At 66.9% G+C, this 19,505-nt stretch carries 20 protein-coding genes; 14 read left to right on the top strand and 6 right to left on the bottom strand.

All coding sequences use genetic code 11. The features are described 5' to 3' along the window. Nucleotides 1-25: 25 nt before the first annotated feature. A complete protein-coding gene (locus tag JOF56_RS32400; protein ID WP_209643249.1) occupies nt 26-643 on the bottom strand; it encodes a methyltransferase family protein in 618 nt (205 codons plus the stop codon). Next, nucleotides 643-1,017, bottom strand: coding sequence for a DUF427 domain-containing protein (locus tag JOF56_RS32395; RefSeq protein ID WP_307855356.1), 375 nt, complete (start codon nt 1,015-1,017; stop codon nt 643-645). Before JOF56_RS32395 ends, JOF56_RS32400 begins: the two co-directional genes overlap by 1 nt. A 128-nt stretch (nt 1,018-1,145) precedes the next feature. On the opposite strand from JOF56_RS32395, the gene JOF56_RS32390 reads away from it, so the two are divergent. The 4 genes from JOF56_RS32390 (at nt 1,146) to JOF56_RS32375 (ending at nt 5,094) form a co-directional block, all read left to right on the top strand. Then, nucleotides 1,146-1,994, top strand: a complete 849-nt coding sequence (locus JOF56_RS32390) for a hypothetical protein (protein ID WP_209643248.1) — start codon at nt 1,146-1,148, stop codon at nt 1,992-1,994. Then, nucleotides 1,991-2,356, top strand: coding sequence for a GntR family transcriptional regulator (locus JOF56_RS32385; RefSeq protein WP_209643247.1), 366 nt, complete (start codon nt 1,991-1,993; stop codon nt 2,354-2,356). Before JOF56_RS32390 ends, JOF56_RS32385 begins: the two co-directional genes overlap by 4 nt. 81 nt (nt 2,357-2,437) lie before the next feature. Beyond that, nucleotides 2,438-4,417 (top strand): APC family permease, encoded by a 1,980-nt coding sequence (locus JOF56_RS32380; RefSeq protein ID WP_209643246.1) that lies wholly within the window; start codon nt 2,438-2,440, stop codon nt 4,415-4,417. A gap of 56 nt (nt 4,418-4,473) precedes the next feature. Then, complete coding sequence (locus JOF56_RS32375) at nt 4,474-5,094, top strand: hypothetical protein (protein ID WP_209643245.1); 621 nt, start codon at nt 4,474-4,476, stop codon at nt 5,092-5,094. A 48-nt stretch (nt 5,095-5,142) separates the two neighbouring features. Here the strand turns inward: JOF56_RS32375 and JOF56_RS32370 are convergent, their stop codons facing one another. Next, nucleotides 5,143-5,337: a hypothetical protein gene (locus JOF56_RS32370; protein ID WP_209643244.1), complete on the bottom strand. Its 195-nt coding sequence runs from the start codon at nt 5,335-5,337 to the stop codon at nt 5,143-5,145. 78 nt (nt 5,338-5,415) lie between these two features. On the opposite strand from JOF56_RS32370, the gene JOF56_RS32365 reads away from it, so the two are divergent. Then, nucleotides 5,416-5,757 (top strand): plasmid stabilization protein, encoded by a 342-nt coding sequence (locus JOF56_RS32365; RefSeq protein ID WP_209643243.1) that lies wholly within the window; start codon nt 5,416-5,418, stop codon nt 5,755-5,757. Between the two features lie 56 nt (nt 5,758-5,813). Further along, entirely contained in the window at nt 5,814-7,223 is a 1,410-nt protein-coding gene (locus JOF56_RS32360; protein ID WP_209643242.1) for a DUF6298 domain-containing protein, read from the top strand. Between the two features lie 57 nt (nt 7,224-7,280). Here JOF56_RS32360 and JOF56_RS32355 read toward each other — a convergent pair whose 3' ends face one another. Further along, nucleotides 7,281-7,832: an LppU/SCO3897 family protein gene (locus tag JOF56_RS32355; protein WP_209643241.1), complete on the bottom strand. Its 552-nt coding sequence runs from the start codon at nt 7,830-7,832 to the stop codon at nt 7,281-7,283. Nucleotides 7,833-8,007: 175 nt separating this feature from the next. Continuing rightward, nucleotides 8,008-8,418 carry a hypothetical protein gene (locus JOF56_RS32350; RefSeq protein WP_209643240.1) on the bottom strand — a complete coding sequence of 137 codons (411 nt, stop codon included), beginning with the start codon at nt 8,416-8,418 and terminating at the stop codon, nt 8,008-8,010. A 117-nt stretch (nt 8,419-8,535) separates the two neighbouring features. Between JOF56_RS32350 and JOF56_RS32345 the strand changes: the two genes are divergently transcribed. Genes JOF56_RS32345 through JOF56_RS32335 form a run of 3 tightly spaced genes read left to right on the top strand, consistent with a single transcriptional unit; the run spans nt 8,536 to nt 10,806 of the window. Beyond that, complete coding sequence (locus tag JOF56_RS32345) at nt 8,536-9,621, top strand: metallophosphoesterase (protein WP_209648617.1); 1,086 nt, start codon at nt 8,536-8,538, stop codon at nt 9,619-9,621. Continuing rightward, nucleotides 9,618-10,313: an aspartate/glutamate racemase family protein gene (locus JOF56_RS32340; protein ID WP_209643239.1), complete on the top strand. Its 696-nt coding sequence runs from the start codon at nt 9,618-9,620 to the stop codon at nt 10,311-10,313. Before JOF56_RS32345 ends, JOF56_RS32340 begins: the two co-directional genes overlap by 4 nt. A gap of 52 nt (nt 10,314-10,365) precedes the next feature. After that, entirely contained in the window at nt 10,366-10,806 is a 441-nt protein-coding gene (locus tag JOF56_RS32335) for a hypothetical protein (protein ID WP_209643238.1), read from the top strand. On the opposite strand, the gene JOF56_RS32330 is transcribed toward JOF56_RS32335, so the two are convergent. Continuing rightward, nucleotides 10,803-13,787: an AfsR/SARP family transcriptional regulator gene (locus JOF56_RS32330; protein WP_209643237.1), complete on the bottom strand. Its 2,985-nt coding sequence runs from the start codon at nt 13,785-13,787 to the stop codon at nt 10,803-10,805. The two genes, JOF56_RS32335 and JOF56_RS32330, sit on opposite strands and share 4 nt — an antisense overlap. Nucleotides 13,788-14,052: 265 nt before the next feature. On the opposite strand from JOF56_RS32330, the gene JOF56_RS32325 reads away from it, so the two are divergent. The 5 genes from JOF56_RS32325 to JOF56_RS32305 are packed head-to-tail and all read left to right on the top strand — an operon-like array spanning nt 14,053 to nt 19,489. Beyond that, on the top strand, nt 14,053-15,513 hold the full coding sequence (locus JOF56_RS32325) for a sugar ABC transporter ATP-binding protein (RefSeq protein WP_209643236.1): 1,461 nt from the start codon (nt 14,053-14,055) through the stop codon (nt 15,511-15,513). An 8-nt stretch (nt 15,514-15,521) separates the two neighbouring features. Further along, on the top strand, nt 15,522-16,505 hold the full coding sequence (locus tag JOF56_RS32320; protein ID WP_209648616.1) for an ABC transporter permease: 984 nt from the start codon (nt 15,522-15,524) through the stop codon (nt 16,503-16,505). Then, nucleotides 16,502-17,482 (top strand): ABC transporter permease, encoded by a 981-nt coding sequence (locus tag JOF56_RS32315; protein ID WP_209643235.1) that lies wholly within the window; start codon nt 16,502-16,504, stop codon nt 17,480-17,482. The genes JOF56_RS32320 and JOF56_RS32315 overlap by 4 nt, the downstream gene beginning before the upstream one ends. Next, complete coding sequence (locus JOF56_RS32310; protein WP_209643234.1) at nt 17,479-18,642, top strand: substrate-binding domain-containing protein; 1,164 nt, start codon at nt 17,479-17,481, stop codon at nt 18,640-18,642. The genes JOF56_RS32315 and JOF56_RS32310 overlap by 4 nt, the downstream gene beginning before the upstream one ends. Nucleotides 18,643-18,646: 4 nt before the next feature. Further along, nucleotides 18,647-19,489, top strand: coding sequence for a sugar phosphate isomerase/epimerase family protein (locus tag JOF56_RS32305; RefSeq protein ID WP_209643233.1), 843 nt, complete (start codon nt 18,647-18,649; stop codon nt 19,487-19,489). Nucleotides 19,490-19,505 lie beyond the last annotated feature (16 nt).

The following is a 19,505-nucleotide window of genomic DNA, read 5'->3' as shown; positions in this document are numbered from 1 at the left end:
CGCCGAGTCTAGGGATCAGCCGGATCTACGACGACTGGTTAACCAACCGGCCGACGCCCGGCACAAACCGGCCGACCCGACTGCCGTAGCCCACATAGGCATCGCCGTGAACCCTGCGCAGGTAAGGCTCTTCGACGACCCGGACCTGCAACTCGACCGCGATCAGCTGCAGCGCGAAACCGGCGAGCGCGACAATGTTGGGCACCAGCAACGTCAATCCGGCGAAGCAGATGACCGTGGTACTGAAAACCGGGTTACGCATCAGCGCGAACAGCCCGCCGGTGACGAGCACCGTCGTCTCATCCGGGTTCACGCCGAGCCGCCACGAGCGGCCCATCACTTGCTGGGCAACGACTGTGCCCGCAAAGCCCAGTACGGCAAGGACACCACCGATGACCTGAATCGCCGGGGCCACCAGTGCACTGACCGGGTCGAGCCCAGCCAACTGCACGATCGGACCGGCGATGCAGGTCAACGTCGCCACCGCGAGCGTCACCCCGGCCCACCACTCGGGTGTTCCGGGCTCACCCCGCAGCACACTGTTGACCCCGGACGACCCGGTCGCCCGCCTGTGGACGATCACCCGGAGCGCGAACCCTCCGAACAGGAAGACCACCAGGAGGACCAGGGCCAGGACAGTCATTAGACGATCTCGATCGAGTCCACGCGGTTGGGGTAGAAGGCGACGTGGTCCTTGATCTCGGCGACCGCGTCGTGCGGCGACTCGTACGTCCACACCGAGTTCGCCGACCGCTCGCCGCCGCTCGGGATGCTGTAGTACGCCGCGTCGCCCTTGAACGGGCAGTACGTCTGCATGTCCGTGCGCTCCAGCAGGGTGAAGTCGACGTCCTTGCGCGGGATGTACTGCACCGCCGGATAAGTGGACTCCTGCAACGTCAACGCGTCACTCGAGTCGGCGATGACCTTGCCGTCGAGCTTGACCACCACACGCCCCTGTGTGGCAGTGACCGTGATCGGGTGGTCCGGACCGGGAATCTTGACTGGCTTGTCGCTCACTCTGGCCAGGGTAGTCGCCGTCCCATCCTCCGATCGGGGCCTTCTTCGGGTGTTTTCGTCACTGACAGGAACAACTGTTGACGTAGTATCGACCACAGTTTGTATCAAGCGTGTGGTACAAAGTTGGCATGGACTGGGTAACAGCAGGTTCGTACGCGTTCGTCGGCGCTGTGATGCTTGTGCTGCTGTGGCCGACAACGTCCACAGGGCGGCGTTTCCTCAAACACTGGGGAGTTCGTGACGCGAGCGAAGAGCAGGTGGCACTGGCCGTGCGTTATCTACGCAACCGGCGGGTGCTCTACCCACCGCTGTTCCTGCTCGCGCCCCTGGTCCTGCCGACTGGATGGCGGCCGCACGTCTTCGTCGCGGCGATCGCCGCATTGCTTGTGGCAGAAGCGATCGGCTCGTTCCGGCCGACGCGTGGCCTGCGGGTCGCCGGGCTGACACCGCGCAAGTGGAGTGATCTGGTCCAGCGGTGGGCGGTCGTCGCACTGGTCCTGCTCGGTCTGCTGGCCATCGGGCTCGCGGTGGCCGGACTGGTGGCGCAGCCGTGGGCCGACCGGGTCAGCACGTCCGCCGCCTTGTCCGACCAGGCCCGTGCCGAGTTCGGCCACCCGGTCGGGTGGACCGTGATCGTGATGGTCGTGCTGGGACTGGTCGAGGTCCTGGGCATCATCGGGTTCGCGGTCAGCCGTACGTCGGTCCAGGATCCGCAGGTCGACGCCGTGCTGAGGACCCGCAGTGCGCGGGTCGGGGCCGGTATCGGCATCGCCTGGATGGCTTCCGCGGCGGCCTTGGCCCACGACCGGCTCACATTCCTGAACGAAACACACGCGCCGGAACCACCGCCGTCCTGGCTCGCGTCGGCGCCCTTCGGCAGCGGCTTCGGGGTACTCCTGGGGGTCATCGGGCTGGCCGGTTGGTACTGGGTGGCCAATCCTGGCAGCAAAATGCGGTACGCACAGTCCGCGACGTGAACCGGATCGTCGTCGATCCGGACAGCGGAATCCCGCCATGGCGGCAGATCAAGGACCAGTTCGTCCGGCTGATTCAGCTCGGCGCCCTGCCCGTCGGCGCCCAGTTGCCGTCGATCCGGCAGCTCGCCCGCGACCTCGGCCTCTCCACCGGGACAGTCGCCCGCGTCTACCGCGAGCTTGAAGCCGCGGGCGTCCTGCAGACCGCGCGGCGAGCAGGCACGGTTGTCGCCGCGATCCCCACTCAGGAAACCGATTCGGCCGCTGTGCTCGACCGCGCCGCAGCCGAATTCGTCCTGTCGGCCAAGGCACTTGGCATGACCGTCACGGACGCGCTGCACGCCGTCGAACGTGCCTGGGACTGACTCTCCACCCGGTGGCCGCACCAGGGCGGACACCAGGCATTCTTACGCTCGCCGGGCTGGGCGAGACCAGGGGAGAAACCGATGAGCAGCGAACCCGAGCTGGCCGTTCCAGCCAGTGTGCAGAGCCCACAGGCCCAGAAACCGCCTGGTAACGGGCTTGGCCGCTGGCTGCTGCAGCATCGGGTCGCCCCGGTCGGCCCGGAGAGCGCCGACGAGCACGCCACACCGCAGGCGTGGTGGAAAGTCATGTGCCTGACCGGTGTGGACTATTTCTCCACACTGTCCTATTTGCCCGCTATCGCGGCACTCGCCGCGGGCGCGCTCTCCCCCTTGGCCACATTGCTGATCGTGGCGCTCACCCTGCTGGGCATGCTGCCGATGTACCGCCGTGTGGCCAGGGAAAGCCCGCACGGACAGGGCTCGGTGGCGATGCTGGAGGATCTGCTGCCGTTCTGGCGGGGCAAGATCTTCGTGCTCGCCCTGCTCGGTTTCGTGGCCACGTCATGGATCGTGACGATCACACTGTCCTCCGCGGACGCCACCGTGCACCTGCTGGAGAACCCGATCGCGCCGGATTTCCTGCACGGCAAGGCGGTCATCGTCACCGCGGTGCTGCTGCTCATCCTGGGCGGGGTGTTCCTGCTCGGCTTCAGTGAGGCCGTCGGCGTGGCGATCCCGTTGGTCGCGATCTTCCTGGCGCTCAACGCGGTGATCGTCGGAGTGGGCCTGGCCGACGTGTTCGGCCACCCCGAACTGATGTCGCGCTGGGTGGACCGGCTGACCGAGGGTGGCAGCGGGTTCGGCGACATCGTCGGGCCGGCCGTGCTGGCGTTCCCGATGCTCGTGCTCGGCCTGTCCGGCTTCGAGACCGGTGTGAGCATGATGCCCCTGGTGGCGGCGAAGGGTTCCACGCCCGAAGAGCAGATGCGGTCGCGGGTCCGCAACACCCGCAAGCTGCTGACCGTGGCCGCGTTGATCATGTCGGTGTACCTGATCGCGACGAGCTTCATCACCACTGTGCTGATCCCGGCCGAGAAGTTCCAGCCGGGCGGCGAGGCCAACGGCCGTGCGCTGGCCTATCTGGCCCACGAACAGCTGGGCGAGGTCTTCGGAACCGCGTACGACATCAGCAGCATCCTGATCCTGTGGTTCGCCGGTGCGTCGGCGATGGCCGGGCTGATCAACATCGTGCCGCGGTATCTGCCGTCCTACGGAATGGCGCCCGAATGGGGCCGGGCCGTGCGGCCGGTGGTGATCGTCTACACCGTGATCAGCATCTTCATCACAGTGCTGTTCGGGGCGGACGTGAACGCGCAGGCCGGGGCGTATGCCACCGGGATCCTGGCGATGATGGTGTCCGGCTCGTTCGCGGTGACCGTCTCGGCGATCCGCGCCCGGCAGCGCTGGGCGATCGCCGGCTTCACCCTGCTGACCCTGGTGCTGCTGTACGCGCTGGTGGAGAACGTGATCGAGAAGCCGGACGGGATCGCCATCTCGGCGGCGTTCATCGCCGGGATCGTGATCGTCTCGCTGATCTCCCGGGTGACGCGCACGACCGAGCTGCGCGCCGACAGCATCGAGTTCGACGAGCCGGCCCGCCGGTTCATCACCGACTCCCTGGCCCACAACGGCCAGCTCGACATCATCGCCAACAAGAAACAGGCCGGCGACGACGCGGAGTACCTGGCCAAGGAACGTGAACAGCGCGGCATGAACCCGGTGCCGGGCGCCGCCGACATCCTGTTCCTCGAGATCGAGGTCACCGACCCCTCGGAGTTCAGCGGCGTCCTGCAAGTACGCGGCGTCGACATCGACGGCCACCGAGTCCTGCGCGTGCAGAGCACCGCGGTGCCCAACGCCATCGCCGCAATCCTGCTGGCCCTGCGCGACGCCACCGGCGTCCTGCCGCACTGCTACTTCGAATGGTCCGAGGGCAGCCCGCTCGGCCACCTGTTCCGCTACCTCATCCTCGGCCAGGGCGACACACCCCCGGTGGTCCGCGAGATCCTCCGTGCCAGCGAACCCGACCTCCTCCGCCGTCCCCGCGTCCACGTCGGCTGAGACGCGACAACCCAGCCACAACAAACCCACAACACAGGCGGCGTACGAAATCCGGTATGCCGAACTTCTTACGCCGGGCCGCCCTGCTGCTGGCCGCCCTGCTGACATTGACCGTGGTGGGCAGCGGCCAGGCGTCCGCCTCGCCCTACCACGGCAAGCTGTGCTGGCCGATCTGGAGCAACGGCCAGCTGAAGATCTACTGCATCGACATCCAGGTCAAGTGGCCCTGGGAGAAGTACTTCGAGTGCTGGATGTGCGGGCCGGCGTTCGACTGGTCGCACGATCCGGTGATCCGTGAGGACATCAGGGGCCGCGTCGGGGAGGAGATCGTCAGCGGGCTCAGCCTGCTCGGCCAGGCCGAGTTCACCCGGGATCCGGCCCAGCGCGCCAAACTCGAAGCCGAGGCGATGGGCGCGTTCACCACGGCCGCCCGTCTCAGCGACAAGTCGGTCATGAAGCTCGGCGCCGCGGGCGTCGCGGACCCGCAGAAGAACACCCTGCAACGACTCGACTTGGACTGGCTCAACGCCGCGGGCACGGACGTGGGCAACGGAATCTGGATGCTGCAGCGTTCGTTCGCCGACCCGGCCGCCGCGCCCCGGCTGCGTGCGATGGCCGCCGCCGAGTTCGCCGAAGCCTACGACGAACTTTCCCAGCAGGAGGTGCTCGGCGGCTGACCTCCCGGCAACCCCGCGAGTGGCAAGCCCCGCCACTCGCGGGCCTTGCTAGCTTGGTTTGACCTGCTCCTGGTCCTGCCCCTGCTCCTGGGCGGCCGGGGTCTGCTGCTCCTCGCAGGCCTCCGCGGCCTCCTGCTCAGTCATTCCCTGCGCGACCAGACGCTCGCGGCAGAGGCGCGCGAAGCTCCTGGCGTGCGCGGTCACGACGAACCTCGTTCCATGGCCGTCTCCTTCGACAATCAATAATTACCCCATCGGGCCGGAAAATCACACGAGTTATGGCCTCTCCCGCGGGGGTATCCCCTCCTCAGGAGGTGCGTGATGCCCCAGAGTTGGAGCAACAAGCGAGAACGGCAGTACGAGCACATCAAGGACTCGGCCCGCGACCGCGGCGCCGGCACCAAACGGGCCAAGGAGATCGCCGCGCGGACGGTCAACAAGAACCGCGCGCAGTCCGGTGAGTCCCGGGAGGCCAGCCGGACGTCCACTCAGGACATGTCACCCCAGCGCCGGGGCGGCCAGCGGTCCGGGACCAAGGGCCCGAAGGGTCCCACGCGCGACCAGCTGTACAACGAGGCCAAGAAGCGCAACATCAAGGGCCGCTCCAAGATGACCAAGAGCCAGCTGGCCAGCGCGCTGGGCCGCCAGACATCCCACGATTGATCATGAGGTCTGTCCTCACCCGGACATGACCTCATGATCACTAGGTTCTGCAGATCATGGTCCGGTTCGTCCCGCTGCTGCTGTGCCTGATCCTGATCGAGGTGACCATCGTGGGCGAGGCCCCGACCGTTCAGCCGACTCCTGCCACGACTTCCGTCGCCACCGGACCGTTGCGGGTCAGTAGCGCGAACAGCCGGTACTTCGCGACTCCGGACGGCAGGCCTGTGCTGCTGACCGGGTCGCACACCTGGCAGAACTTCCAGGACACCGGCTACGGCGACCCGCCGCCGGTGTTCGACTACCCGGCGTACCTGGACTTCCTGCAGCGCCACAACCACAACTTCTTCCGGCTGTGGGTGTGGGAGCAGTCCCGCTGGTCCAACGAGATCACCAGGGACGACTACTACAGCCTGCCCAGCCCGTACCTGCGGGCCGGTTCGCGGCTCGCGCTGGACGGCAAGCCGAGGTTCGACCTCGACCGGTTCGACCAGTCCTATTTCGACCGGATGCGGGAGCGGATCATGGCCGCGGGCGACCGCGGGATGTACGTCTCGGTGATGCTGTTCGACGGCTGGAGCATCGAGGCGTGCAAAGGTGAACTCTGCGACAACAATCCGTGGCAGGGTCACCCGTTCAACCGCGCCAACAACATCAACGGTGTGGACGGTGACCTGAACGGCAACGCCAGCGGCGAGGAGACGCAGACGCTGGCGTCCCCGGAGATCACCGCGCGCCAGGAGGCCTACGTCCGCAAGGTGATCGACACCGTCGGCGACCTGGACAACATCCTCTACGAGATCAGCAACGAGGGCCCGGCCGACTCGGCGCCGTGGCAGTACCACATGATCGAGTTCATCAAGGCCTACGAGGCGTCCCGCGGCAAGGTCCATCCGGTCGGGATGACCTCGAACTACCCGGGCGAGAACGCCGACCTGTACAACTCCCCCGCCGACTGGATCTCGCCCAACGGCGACGTGAACAATCCGCCACTGGCCACCGGCGCCAAAGTGATCCTGTCGGACACAGATCACCTGTGCGGACTGTGCGGTGACAGTTCGTGGCCGTGGAAATCTTTCACCCAGGGCGAGAATCCGATTTACATGGACGCCTACGACGGCGCGTACGGCATCGGCGGAAGCATGAACGATCCGAACGCAATGTCAATTCGCGACAACCTTGGATACGTCCGCCGGTACGCGTCCCTGATGGATCTGGCGACCGCCAGGCCTCGGCCGGATTTGTGCTCGACCGGTTATTGCCTGGCCAATTCCGAGGAGTACCTGGTTTTCAGCCCCGGCAAGGATTTCACCATTGGACTGAACGGAGCAACGTATTACGGGCAATGGCTGAACCCGGGCACCGGCCGGATCGTCACGGTCACCGGCGTGCGCGCCGACTCCTCGACCGATTTCCAGGCCCCGTTCAGCGGGCCCGCGGTGCTGTACCTGAAAAAACAGCCCTCGTGAGCGGCCGATGTCGGGGTCCGGCCGCGCACGAGGGCTGCGGGTTGTTCAGCGCCGGGATCAGGCTCCGGGCGCCAGGCAGTACGTGGTCGCCGGCTCCGGGATCGGCAGGCCCTTGGTGCCTTCGCCACACTGGGCCTCGTCGGCCTTGCCCGTGATCACCTTGGTGATCTTGATGTTGTCGGCGCCGCAGGCCTGCTTGGTGATGGCCACCGAGTCGCCGGCGTCCATCTTGTAGCACTGACCTTCCTCGAACTTGGGAACCAGGCACAGCTTCGTGTCCGGGCCCCGCCGAGCCGTCTGCGTGAACTCGAGGTAGGTCTCGGAGCCGCAGCTCTCCGTGGTGCTCGACAGTGCCTTGCCGACGATGACATTCGCGTCAGCGGAGTTGCACGCGACCGACGCGTACTCGGGCTTGCTCTGCGTGCCGGTCACCTTCGCGCAGTCCCCCGCCTTGGCCTGCGCGACATCGCTGGAGAAGTAGTTGAACGCGTAGACGCCACCACCGACGACGATCACCGCGATGATGCCGACCAGCCACTTGGGCAGGCCCTTCTTCTTTGCCGGCTGTGGCTCGGAAGCCTGGGGCGGAGCAGGTAGATCAGTGGACATTTTCCGGAAGTTCCCCTCTATCGGTGCCACGACCGTCTTCCTGGGTCACAATGGCGAGGGAACACTAGACCAGTCGCATTCGGCGTGCGCACGGGGGTCACTCTAGGCAAACCGCACAGACCGGGCAGGCTGAATGTCCACCTCTGCCCGGACTCGACTGTGCAACAAATCGGTGTCAGCGCACATACCAATCGCGTACGTCGTCACGCGACATATTCGCGATGATCGCCGCCGCGAGGAAGATGCCGGTCGCTGCGGCGATCGCGCCGCTGCTGAGCAGGGCGATCACCCCGCTGACGATGTTCACGACCTGGACCGTGATCACGGCAGGCCGCACCCACGACATCCGCCGGAAGGTCAGCACGACGCAGACCACCAGCAGCACGGCCACCGCGACCGACAGGTAGCCGGCGAAGTACGCCAGGCCGGCACCGCTCACACTCTGGCCGTGGCTCGCGCGGTCACTGAGGTCCTCCAGAACGAGGAATCCGACAAAGGCGTTGGCCAGGATCTGGAAGATCAGGATGCCCAGCACCAGCTTGAGCCGGCCCGGCATCCGGACTCGCTGGTTGGTCTCGTCTGTCATCCCGGCAGCGTGCCTGCCGCGCGGCCGCGCCGGGACGGCCGAAATGCCGTGTCGGATATCCTTTGTGTGGTGAGAATCCTTGTCAGGTCGCTGATACTGACCGCGATCCTGCTGGTCATGTTCGGGGTGCCGTGGTGGACCCTGCTGGGGTCCGGCGCGGACTGGCCGGCGGCCGTGTTCGTGACCGGCACGGTCGTGTTCGCGGCAGCGCTCGTGGGCTTCCCGCTGTCGATGTACCTGGGGCACCGGCGCGACGGGCGGGACTGGGCCGCGAAGATCGGCGACACCACCCTGGGCGTGATCTGGGTGCTGCTGGTCTGGTCGGTGATCGGCCAGGTGCTCGGCCTCGCCTTGTCCGGGGTGGACGATCCGCTGCGGGCCCGGCTCACCGCCGGCTTCGTCCTGCTCGCCGCCGTGGGCCTGCTGACCTGGGGTTACACCGAGGCCATGCGGACACCCCGGGTCAAGCGTGTGGACGTCACCATCGCCCGGCTGGGCAAGGATCTGGACGGCACCCGCCTGGTCGTCGTCTCCGACACGCACTACGGCCCGCTCGACCGGGCCCGGTGGTCCGCACGGCTGGCCGACGCGGTCAACTCGCTGTCGGCGGACATCGTCTGCCACGCGGGCGACATCGCCGACGGTACGGCCGAACGCCGCAAGGACCAGGCCGCTCCACTGGGGACAGTCCAAGCCGGACTGGCCAAGGTGTACGTGACCGGCAACCACGAGTACTTCAGCCAAGCCCAGGGGTGGCTCGACCACATGGCCGGCCTCGGCTGGGAACCGTTGCACAACAGGCACATCGTCGTCCAGCGCGGCGGCGCCAGGCTCGTGCTCGCGGGCGTGGACGACGCGATCGCCGAGGCCTCGGGCATCGAAGGCCACGGCGCCGACCTGGGCCAGGCACTGTCCGGCGTGGACACCGATCTGCCGGTCGTGCTGCTGGCCCACCAGCCCAAGCAGATCCGGCAGGCCATCGGCCAGGTCGACCTGCAGATCTCCGGGCACACCCACGGCGGGCAGATCTGGCCGTTCCACTACCTGGTCCGCCTCGACCAGCCTTCCGTGCACGGCCTGACCAGCCACGGCGACCGCACACAGCTCTACACCACGCGTGGCAGCGGCTTCTGGGGCCCGCCGTTCCGGATCTTCGCCCCGAGCGAGATCACCCTGATCACACTGCGCTCGGAGATGTCGTGAAGACGATCGGATTGCTCGGCGGCATGAGCTGGGTCAGCAGCGCGGAGTACTACCGGCTGCTGAACGAGGGGGTACGCGACCGGCTGGGTGAGTACCGGTCCGCGCGGATCGTGCTGTACTCGATCGACTTCGCCGACATCGAGGTCATGCAGATCGAGGACAGGTGGGCCGACGCGGCGAAGGTGCTCGGCGACGCCGGTCGCAGTGTCCAGGCCGCGGGCGCGGATCTGCTGCTGATCTGTTCGAACACCATGCACAAGGTCGCCGACGAGGTTCAGGCCGCGGTCGGCATCCCGTTGCTGCACCTGGCCGACACGACCGCGGAGGCGATTGTCCAGGCAGGCCTGACGAAGGTCGGGCTGCTGGGCACGGCGTACACCATGGAGCAGGACTATTACCGTGATCGCCTTGCGCAGCACGGGTTCGAGGTGATCGTCCCGGAGCGGGACGACCGTGCGGAAGTGCACCGTGTGATCTTCGAGGAACTGGTCCAGGGCACCATCAGCGCCCAGTCACGGCAGGTCTACCAGGGTGTGATCAAGCGGCTGGCCACGGCCGGCGCGCAGGGCGTCATCCTGGGGTGCACCGAGATCGAGCTGCTGATCAGCGCCGGGGACAGCTCGCTGCCGGTCTTCCCGACCACCCGGTTGCACGTGGACGCCGCTATCCGAGCCGCGTTGGAAGAAAACTGAAAGACCCCCGTGCCATGCTCCGGGCGTTGTCCGGAAAGTTCGGGGATGGGTAGTGAAGCGAATCATCTTCTCCAGCGTCGCGATGGTGTTCGGTGTCCTGATGATCGCCGGCGCGGTCATCAAGTTCACCAGTGATCAGGTCGAGTGCGGCGGCGAGACGATGCGGCAGGGCGACGTCTGCGTCTCCAAGACCCGGTACGGCAAGGTCATCGAGAGCACGCTGGAGGAGAGCAGGACCTCCGCCAAGGTCGGGACGATCATGGGGATGGCGATCGGTGCGGTGATCATCGTGATCGGTGCGCAGAACCTGCGCATCGGTATCCGCAACCGCAAGGCATCCCGGCAATCGCAGGACGTGTGGCCGCCCGCGCAGGCCCCGATGCAACCGTTCTTCTCCCCGCCCCAACAACAGCAGTATCCGCCGCAGCAGCAGTACTACCAGCCGCAGCAGTACTACCGACAGCCGCCGGGCCCTGGGGATGTCCGGCGTTAGGGCTGCAGCAGCGTACGAACCTGCCGGGCCTGGTGGGCACCGAGCTCGGCGAAGATCTGTAACGCCTCCGACCAGGCGGCCTCCGCGGCTGCCTGGTCGCCGGTGGCCCGCAGCAGCCGCCCATGGCTGACCAGGCTTTTCGCGTGCCACCGTGGGTCCCCCGACGACACCAGCGCGGCCATTGCCTTGTCCAGGCACACGCGAGCAGCAGGCAGGTCGCCCGATTCGAGCAGAATGTCGGCCAGGCACACGTCGGTACAGGCCGCGCCATGCGCGTCGAGGGTCTGTGCCAACAGGTCACGGCTGCGTTCGGCGCAGTACCGGGCTTCGTCGAGTGACCCCTTCTCACTATGTGTGTCAGCGAGACATCGCCAGGCCGCACCTTCCCGGCGCAGGTCACCGGCTGTGCGCAGGGCGTCCCGGCTGCGGGTCAGCAATTCCAGCGAACCGTCGAGATCGCCGACCTCGCGCCGGATGATGCCCAGCTCCCGCAGGGATGCCCCGATCCAGCGGGAATCTCCCAGGTTCTCGAACGTGCTCACCGCTGTGCGCAGGCTTTTCTCCGCACGTTCCCATTGCCCGCGATACCGGTCGAGCACACCGGACTCACGCAGGGTGTACGCACGCCACCGCGGTGCGTCCAACGCCTCCAGCACCGACAGGCACCCGGTGAAGTACCCGTCGGCCTCGACCCATCGGCCCTGAAGCCGTTTGCCCACACCGACTGACAGCAGTGTGACGACCTCGAGCAGTGGATCTCCCGCTTCCGGCAGGATCTTCAGCCCGGCCCGGAACGAGTTCTCCGCCTGCTCGAAGTCCCGGATCTCCCGTGCCGCCAGGCCGATCGCGAACAACGCGTACGCCGTCCAATAAGGACTGGACATCCGACCGGCCGCGGCCAGGCTCAAGGAGGCGATCCGGGTGAGATCCGCCCATTGCCCGCGCAGCTCCAGGAATGCGGCCAGGGTGGCCGACAGGTGGCAGGTCAGTTCGTCCTGCCCGGAGGTCGCGGCGCGCTCGATCGCTTCCAGGATTCCCGGATACTCCTCATCCAGCCAGCCGGCCGGATCGCTTTCCACATAGGACAGCACGGCCGGGGCGTCGAGCGGGAACGCCGGCGTGTCGAACTGGTGCAGGCCACCGAATTCGAGCCGGGCGTCGGCGATTTTGCCCAGGTACAGGTACGCGTTTACCATCCGTGTCCGGGCGGTATCGCGCTCGGGGTCGGGCTCGAGTTTTTCCTGTGCGTACAACCGGATCAGGTCGTGGAAGCGGTAACGTCCCGGCACGCCTTCAAGCAGGTTGGCGTCGACGAGGTTTTCCACCAGCCGTTCGGCGGTTCGCAGGTCGACGCCGAGCACGGCCGCGGCGCCCCACATCGGCAGCCCGTTGTCCGGCATCAGCGCCAGCAGCCGGAACGCGCGCTGGTGTTCAGCGTCGAGGGTGTCGTAGCTGAGCAGGAAACTCGCCCGGATCTCCCGGTCCCCGCCGACGAGTTCGTCCAGCCGGGTCCGTTCGTCCTCCAGGCGTTCGGCCAGTGCGGCGACGGTCTGGTGCGGCCGTGACCTGAGTTTGGTGCCGACAATGCGTAACGCGAGCGGCAGACCGCCACAGAGTTCGACTATCCGCTGGGCACTCGCCTCCGCCTCTGCCAGCCGGTCGTCGCCGACGAGGTCGCCCAGCAGGACAAGCGCCTCGTGCGCGGCCAGGACGTCCAGGTCGACGAGCTTGCGCATGTCCAGCCCGGCCAGCCGGCGCCGGCTGGTGATCAGCACCGCACATCCCGAATCGCCCGGGATCAGCGAGCGGACCTGTTGCTCGGTTGCGGCGTTGTCCAGCACCAGCAGGATCTTGCGACCGGCGGTGCGGTCCCGCAGCAGGCCGATCCGTTCTTCCATTGTGGACGGAACGTCGGCGCCCGCGACACCGAGATCACGCAGGAACCGGGCCAGGACCTCGCTGGGGTCACGCGGCCGCGATCCGTTACCGTGCAGGTCGATGAACAGCTGCCCGTCCGGGAACCGCGCGGCGAGCCGGCGACCGGCACGGACCGCGAGCGCCGTCTTGCCCAGGCCAGGTTTGCCCGTGATCGCCACGACCGGCAGCACGTCGTCGGACTGCTGGCGGGTCAGCAACGAGCAGATCTCGTCGATGTCGTTCTGCCTGCCCGTGTAGTGATCGACGTCCGGCGGCAGCTGGCGTGGGCCGGGTTTGGCCGGCCGGACATCCAGGGTCAGCACGGGGTCGTCCCGCAGGACCTGGATCTGCAACTGCCGCAACGCGGGCGACGGCTCGATGCCCAGTTCGTCGTCCAGCCGCTGGTAGAGCTTCTGGTACACGGCCAGCGCCTCGGGCCCACGGTCGCTGCGGTGCAGTGCGAGCATCAGCTGGGCAGCCAGTTGCTGGCGGTACGGGTGTTCCGCCTCGAGTTCGGTCAGCTCGTGGATGATCTCGGCGTGCCGTCCGAGCCTCAGATGGGCGTCGAACCGCTCCTCCAACGCCAGCAGCCGCGCCTCGTCGAGATGACGGCTCAGCCGGGCACGGGTCTCCTCCGGAGCGACGGACGCGAGCGCCGGGCCGTTCCACAACGCCAGGGCCTCGTCGAGCACCCTGATCCGGGCCTCGTCGTCGCTCATCCCCCGGGCCTCGACGCACAGTTCGAGGAACCGGTTGACGTCGATCCGCTTCGGATCGCAGCGCAGCAGGTAACCCGGCCCGTTGCTGATCAGGGCCACCCCGTGGTGCTCGGCCTCGGCCGCCCCGAGCACCGAGCGCAACCGGCTGATGTGGGTGTGGATCACTCCGCGGGCGCTGCGTGGCGCCCCTTCCGGCCAGGTCAGGTCGACCAGCCGCTCGGCGGGCACAAGCTTGTTGGCGTCCAGCAGCATCATCGCGAAGACAAACCGCTGCTTGCGCACACCCAGATCGATGGGGTGGCCGTCGTTCCATGCCCGTACCGGGCCCAGCAACTGAAACTCCACGCGCCGCCCCCTGCCGGCCAACACTGTTATCCGGGGCAACGTTACCTGCCAAATCGATTTTGCAGTAACCAGGGGGCCTCGATTGGCCTAGTCGCGTGCGACGTTCGAGGGACTTTGCCAAGTTTTGCCGAAGTCGGCATTACTTTTGTTTGACGGTTACGTAAGTCCTCCGTAAAGTCCCCGATCATGACTGTGGGCGAGCGCACGGTCACCGGATTCACCTGGGCTTCAGAGAACGCAGTCGTCGGGGACTGGGGTGTGACTCATGACGCCAGCGGCACGGTTGAGCGGGATCAGCAAGCAGTTTCTCGGCGTCACGGTGCTGGGGAACGTCGACATCGACATGTACGCCGGCGAAGTCCACGCCCTTGTCGGGGAGAACGGCGCGGGCAAGTCGACCTTGATGAAGGTCCTGGCCGGGGTGCACCGGCCGGACACCGGCGAGATCGTCCTGAATGGACAAACGGTCTCGTTCGCCTCGCCCCGCGACGCGCAGAAGGCCGGAATCGCCATCGTGCACCAGGAGCTGAACCTGCTCGCCGACCGCACCGTGGCCGAGAACGTGTACCTCGGCCGGGAGCCGGTTCGCCGGGGCCAGGTGGATCGCCGCCGGATGGAGGCCGACACCGCGGACCTGCTGGACCGATTGGGGGAACACGGGATCACGCCGCGCACCCCGGTCCGGCGGTTACCCGTGGCACAACGCCAGGTGGTGGAAATCGTCAAGGCGTTGTCCATGGACGCACGGGTGATCGCGATGGACGAGCCCACCGCCGCACTCGCCGACCACGAAGTCGAACTGCTCTACGACCTGGTCGACCGCCTGCGCACAAGCGGAATCGCGGTGCTGTACGTCTCGCACCGGCTGCGCGAGGTGTTCGACCTCAGCCAGCGCATCACCGTACTGAAGGACGGAATTCGGGTCACCACCACGAAAACCGACGAGATCACGGCCGACCAGTTGGTCCGTGCGATGGTCGGCCGTCCGCTGGACGCGATGTTCCCGGACCGATCCCGGACGCGGGGCACGGTCCGGCTGGCGATCCGCGACGGCGGCAACAATCGCCTGCGGGGGATCAATCTGGAGCTGCACGCCGGTGAGATTGTCGGCCTGGCAGGCCTGCAGGGGTCCGGGCGTTCCGCGGTGGCGCGAGCCATTTGCGGAGTCGATCCGTTGACCGCCGGCGAGTTCGAAGTAGACGGTCGCTTGGTGCACATCCGGTCGCCGCGGGCCGCGATCCGGCAGGGCATCGCGCATGTCACCGAGGACCGCAAAGGCCAAGGCCTGGCGTTGCGCCAGACCGTGCGGGACAACACGATGCTGGTCCGCAACGCGGCATTCGGCCGTAGGCGGATCGATGTCGAGCAGTTGCTGCGTTCGGTCCAGCTGAAGTCGATGGGCACCGAGCAGGAGGTGCGGTATCTCTCCGGCGGCAACCAGCAAAAGGTCGTGCTCGCGAAATGGCTTGCGGTGCAACCGAAGATCCTCGTGGCCGACGAGCCGACCCGCGGTATCGACGTCGGTGCCAAGAAATCGGTCTATGACCTGTTACGTGAGCTGGCTGGCCGGGGTGTGGCCGTCCTGATGATCTCCAGTGAGCTGCCGGAACTGATCGGGATGAGCGACCGGGTGCTGGTCATGCACGACGGCCGGCTGGCCGGTGAACTGCCCGCCGAACCCTCCGAGGAAGCCGTGATGGCCCTGGCGACAGGAGGCACGGCGTGACCGCGACGATGGCGAAACGACAAGTGCGACAACGCGTTCAGCGAACCATCAGCCCCACAGTCTCCGTTTACGTCGCACTCGTCGTGTTGCTCGTCGCCGGGAGCATCCTGGTCGGCGTTCAGGGCGGGGTACTGCTCGATCACGGCGGCATCCTCAACATCCTGACCCGCGGCACCGTGCTCGGCCTGGTCGCCATCGGCCAGACCATGGTCATCCTCACCGGCTCCCTCGACCTGTCCGTGGCCTACCTGATCGGACTGTGCTCACTGATCGCGGCCGAGACCATGGCCGGCGACCCAGCGATGATCATCCCCGGCATCCTGCTCACCCTCGGCTTCGCCGCAATGGTCGGCCTGGTCAACGGCCTGGTCATCACCCAGCTGAACGTCAACGCCTTCATCGCCACCCTCGGCATCGCCCTGATCATCCGCGGCTATCTGGAAAACACCTACACCGGCCCAGCAGGATCGGTACCACGCGGCTTCCAGCACCTGGGCTACGACCGGATCGGCCCGATCCCGGTCTCCACGCTGGTCATGCTCGCCCTGGCCGGTCTCGCCTGGTGGTACCTCACCCGCACCCGCGGCGGCTACCACATCTACGCCGTCGGCGGCGACCAAGACGTCGCCCGGCTATCCGGCATCCGCACCAGCCGCACCACCGTCAAAGTACACGTGCTGTGCTCGATCATGGCCGGGCTCGCGGCCCTGTTGCTGGCCAGCCGCCTAGGCTCCGGCTCACCCTACGTCGGCACCGACGGCGGCTACGACCTCGAATCCATCGCCGCCGTGGTCCTGGGCGGAACCCTGCTGTCCGGCGGCCGCGGCGGGGTGGCCGGAACCATCGGCGGAGTCCTCATCCTGGCCACCCTGGACACCATCTTCGACGACCTCGGCGTCACCCCCTTCCTCAAAGACGTCGTCCGCGGCGCCGTCCTCATCACCGCCGTGGCCCTCTACGCACGCAGCCAGCTGTCCCGGAGGGCCCGATGACCACCGAGACAACCACCACGGCCACCCGCCCGAGATTCGCGTCCGGCACAGCACCCGTGCTGGCCGTGCTCGCCCTGCTGCTCATCGCGCTGGCCTTCGCCGGGCCGTCCTATCAGGAGCCGGCGGGGTATCTGGCGTTGCTGAAACGGGCCGCGCCCTTGATGATCCTGGCGATCGGGCAGTACTTCGTGATCGTCAGCGGCGGATTCGACCTCTCCGTCGGCTCGCTGGTCACCGCCGAAGTCGTCATCGCCGCCCGGCTGATCGACGGCAACGACACCGCGACACTCTGGGTCATCGGGTTGATGCTGGGCATCGGCGCTCTCATCGGCCTGCTCAACGGCACCATCACCACCCGGCTGCTCGTCCCCTCCTTCATCGTCACCCTCGGCATGCTGCTCGTGCTGGACGGCGCGGTCTTCCTCTGGACCGGCGGCGCACCCCGCGGCGCCCTGTCCGACTCCTTCCGCACCATCGGCCGCCAAGGCATCGACGGCATCCCCCTCATCGGCCAACTACCCTGGTCGGTGGTCGTCCTCGCGGTGATCATCGCGCTGGCCGTGCTGTTCATGCGCAGCCCCACCGGCCGCACCCTCATCGCGGTCGGCGACAACGACACCGCGGTCTGGCTCGGCGGCGGCCGGGTCGAACGACTACGCACCCTCGCGTTCGTCCTGTCCGGCCTGTCCGCCGCACTCGCCGCGATCCTGCTCGGCGGGTTCGCCGGAGTCTCCGCCCAAGTCGGCGACGGACTGGAATTCCGGGTGATCACCGCGGTCGTCCTCGGCGGGGTCGTGCTCGGCGGCGGGCGTGGGTCCGTCGTCGCGGCCATGGCCGGCGCCCTGACCCTCGAATCGCTTTTCTCGCTGCTCAACCTGCTCGGCGTGGCCGGCGGGCTGGAATCCACTGTGCAGGGCGTGATCATCATCGCGGCCGTCGCGTACGCGTCGGTCAACTGGAGGAGGAAGAAAGCATGAAGCTGGGGTGCACGGCCATCAGCGTTGCCGGCTTACTGATCCTCACCGGATGTTCGAGCGACTTACCCGCGAGCACGCCACCCGGCAGCTCGGCTCCGGCGACAGCCAAGTCGGAGTTCTTCGACCAGGCCGAATACGACCGCCAACTCGCCCTGCGCGACGAGAAACCCCAAGGTCCGGCCGACAAACCCTGGGAACAAGCACTCAAACCCACCATGGCCGACACCAAGAAGTTCGCCAAACCCGGACCCTACGAAGTCTGCTTCTCCAACGCCTCCGTCGACAACCCCTGGCGCCAGGTCGGCTGGAAGACCATGCAAGTCGAAGCCACCCTCCACCCGGAGATCACGAAGTTCACCGTGCTGGACGCGGAAGCCAAAGACGACAAACAAATCAGCGACATCCAGCAACTGACCTCCAGCGGCTGCAACGCCCTCATCGTCTCCCCCAACACCACCGCAACCCTCACACCAGCCGTCGAAGCCGCCTGCGCCAAGGGAATCCCGGTGATCGTGTTCGACCGCGGCGTGAACACCAAATGCCCGGTCACCTTCATCCACCCCATCGGCGGCTACGCATTCGGCGCGACCGCCGCCGAATTCCTGTCCGGGAAAGTCGGCCAAGGCGGCAAAGTACTCGCCCTGCGCGTCCTGCCCGGCGTGGACGTGCTCGAACACCGCTGGGCCGCGGCCGAACGCATCTTCAAAAACAAGGGTGTGCAGGTCGTCGGGACCGAGTTCACCGGCAACGACGGCGCCAAAGCCAAAAGCATCGTCTCGGACTACCTGCAACGCGGCGACATCAACGGCATCTGGATGGACGACGGCACCGCCGCCGTCCCCGTCCTGGAAGCCTTCGAAGACGCCGGCAAGAAAGCACCCGCCATCTCCGGCGAAGACCAGCAACAATTCCTCGACAAATGGAAAAAGGAAAGCCTGACCGCACAGGCACCGACCTACCCCACCTACCAGTGGCGCACACCCGTCATCGCCGCGGTCAAAATCCTCAAAGGCGAACAGGTACCCCAGGAATGGATCCTGCCCCAACCAGTGATCAACGACGCCTCCCTGGACACCTACCGCACCCAGGGCATGCCACCCCTGCACTACGCCCTGTGCGGCTGCCAGCAGATGCCCGGCTACCCCGACAAGTGGAAGTAAGCCGGTGTCCTTCAAGATCGGTGTGAACACCTGGGTGTGGACCTCTCCCCTGGACGACGAGGCGCTGCGGGCACTCGCGCCGAAGATCGCCGGGTGGGGCTTCGACACCATCGAGCTGCCGGTGGAGAACCTCGGCGACTGGGCACCCGGCGCGGCCAAGGCACTGCTGGACGACCTCGGCCTGACCGCGACCGTCGTGCTTGTCATGCCGCCAGGGCGTGAGCTCGTGCGAGCTGCCCCCGGCACGGTGGCGTCCACACAGGACTACCTGCGGTCCTGTGTGGACGTCGCCTTCCAGGTCGGTTCGCAGGTGATCGCCGGACCGGCGTACACGTCGGTCGGCCGGACGTGGCGGGCCCGTGACGAAGAACGCGAGTTCGACATCCGCGAACTGCGCGACAACCTGTTGCTAGTGCTGGAACACGCGCGACAGGCCGGTGTCACGGTCGCCGTCGAGCCACTCAACCGATACGAGACAAGCCTGCTCAACACAATCGGCCAGACACTGGAGGCACTGGCCGGACTACCGTCCTGCGGTGTCGCACTGGACTTCTACCACCAGAACATCGAAGAGACCGACATCCCAGCCGCGATCCGGGCGGCCAACGGCCGGATCGCACACGTGCAGGTGTGCGGCAACGACCGCGGCACACCAGGGCGTGATCACCTCGACTGGCGGGCGTTGCTGGACGCCTTGGGTGACGCCCGCTATGACGGTCCACTGTGTATCGAATCGTTCACCTCGCACAACGCGAGCATCGCCACCGCGGCGTCGATCTGGCGACCGCTGGCCGCGAGCCAGGACGACCTGGCAGCCGACGGGCTGGCCTTCCTGAAGTCACTCTGACAACTGAACACCCTGC

The organism is Kibdelosporangium banguiense, from assembly GCF_017876405.1.
GTDB classification, from domain to species: Bacteria; Actinomycetota; Actinomycetes; order Mycobacteriales; family Pseudonocardiaceae; genus Kibdelosporangium; species Kibdelosporangium banguiense.
This window is presented reverse-complemented; position numbering and strand designations above follow the sequence as displayed.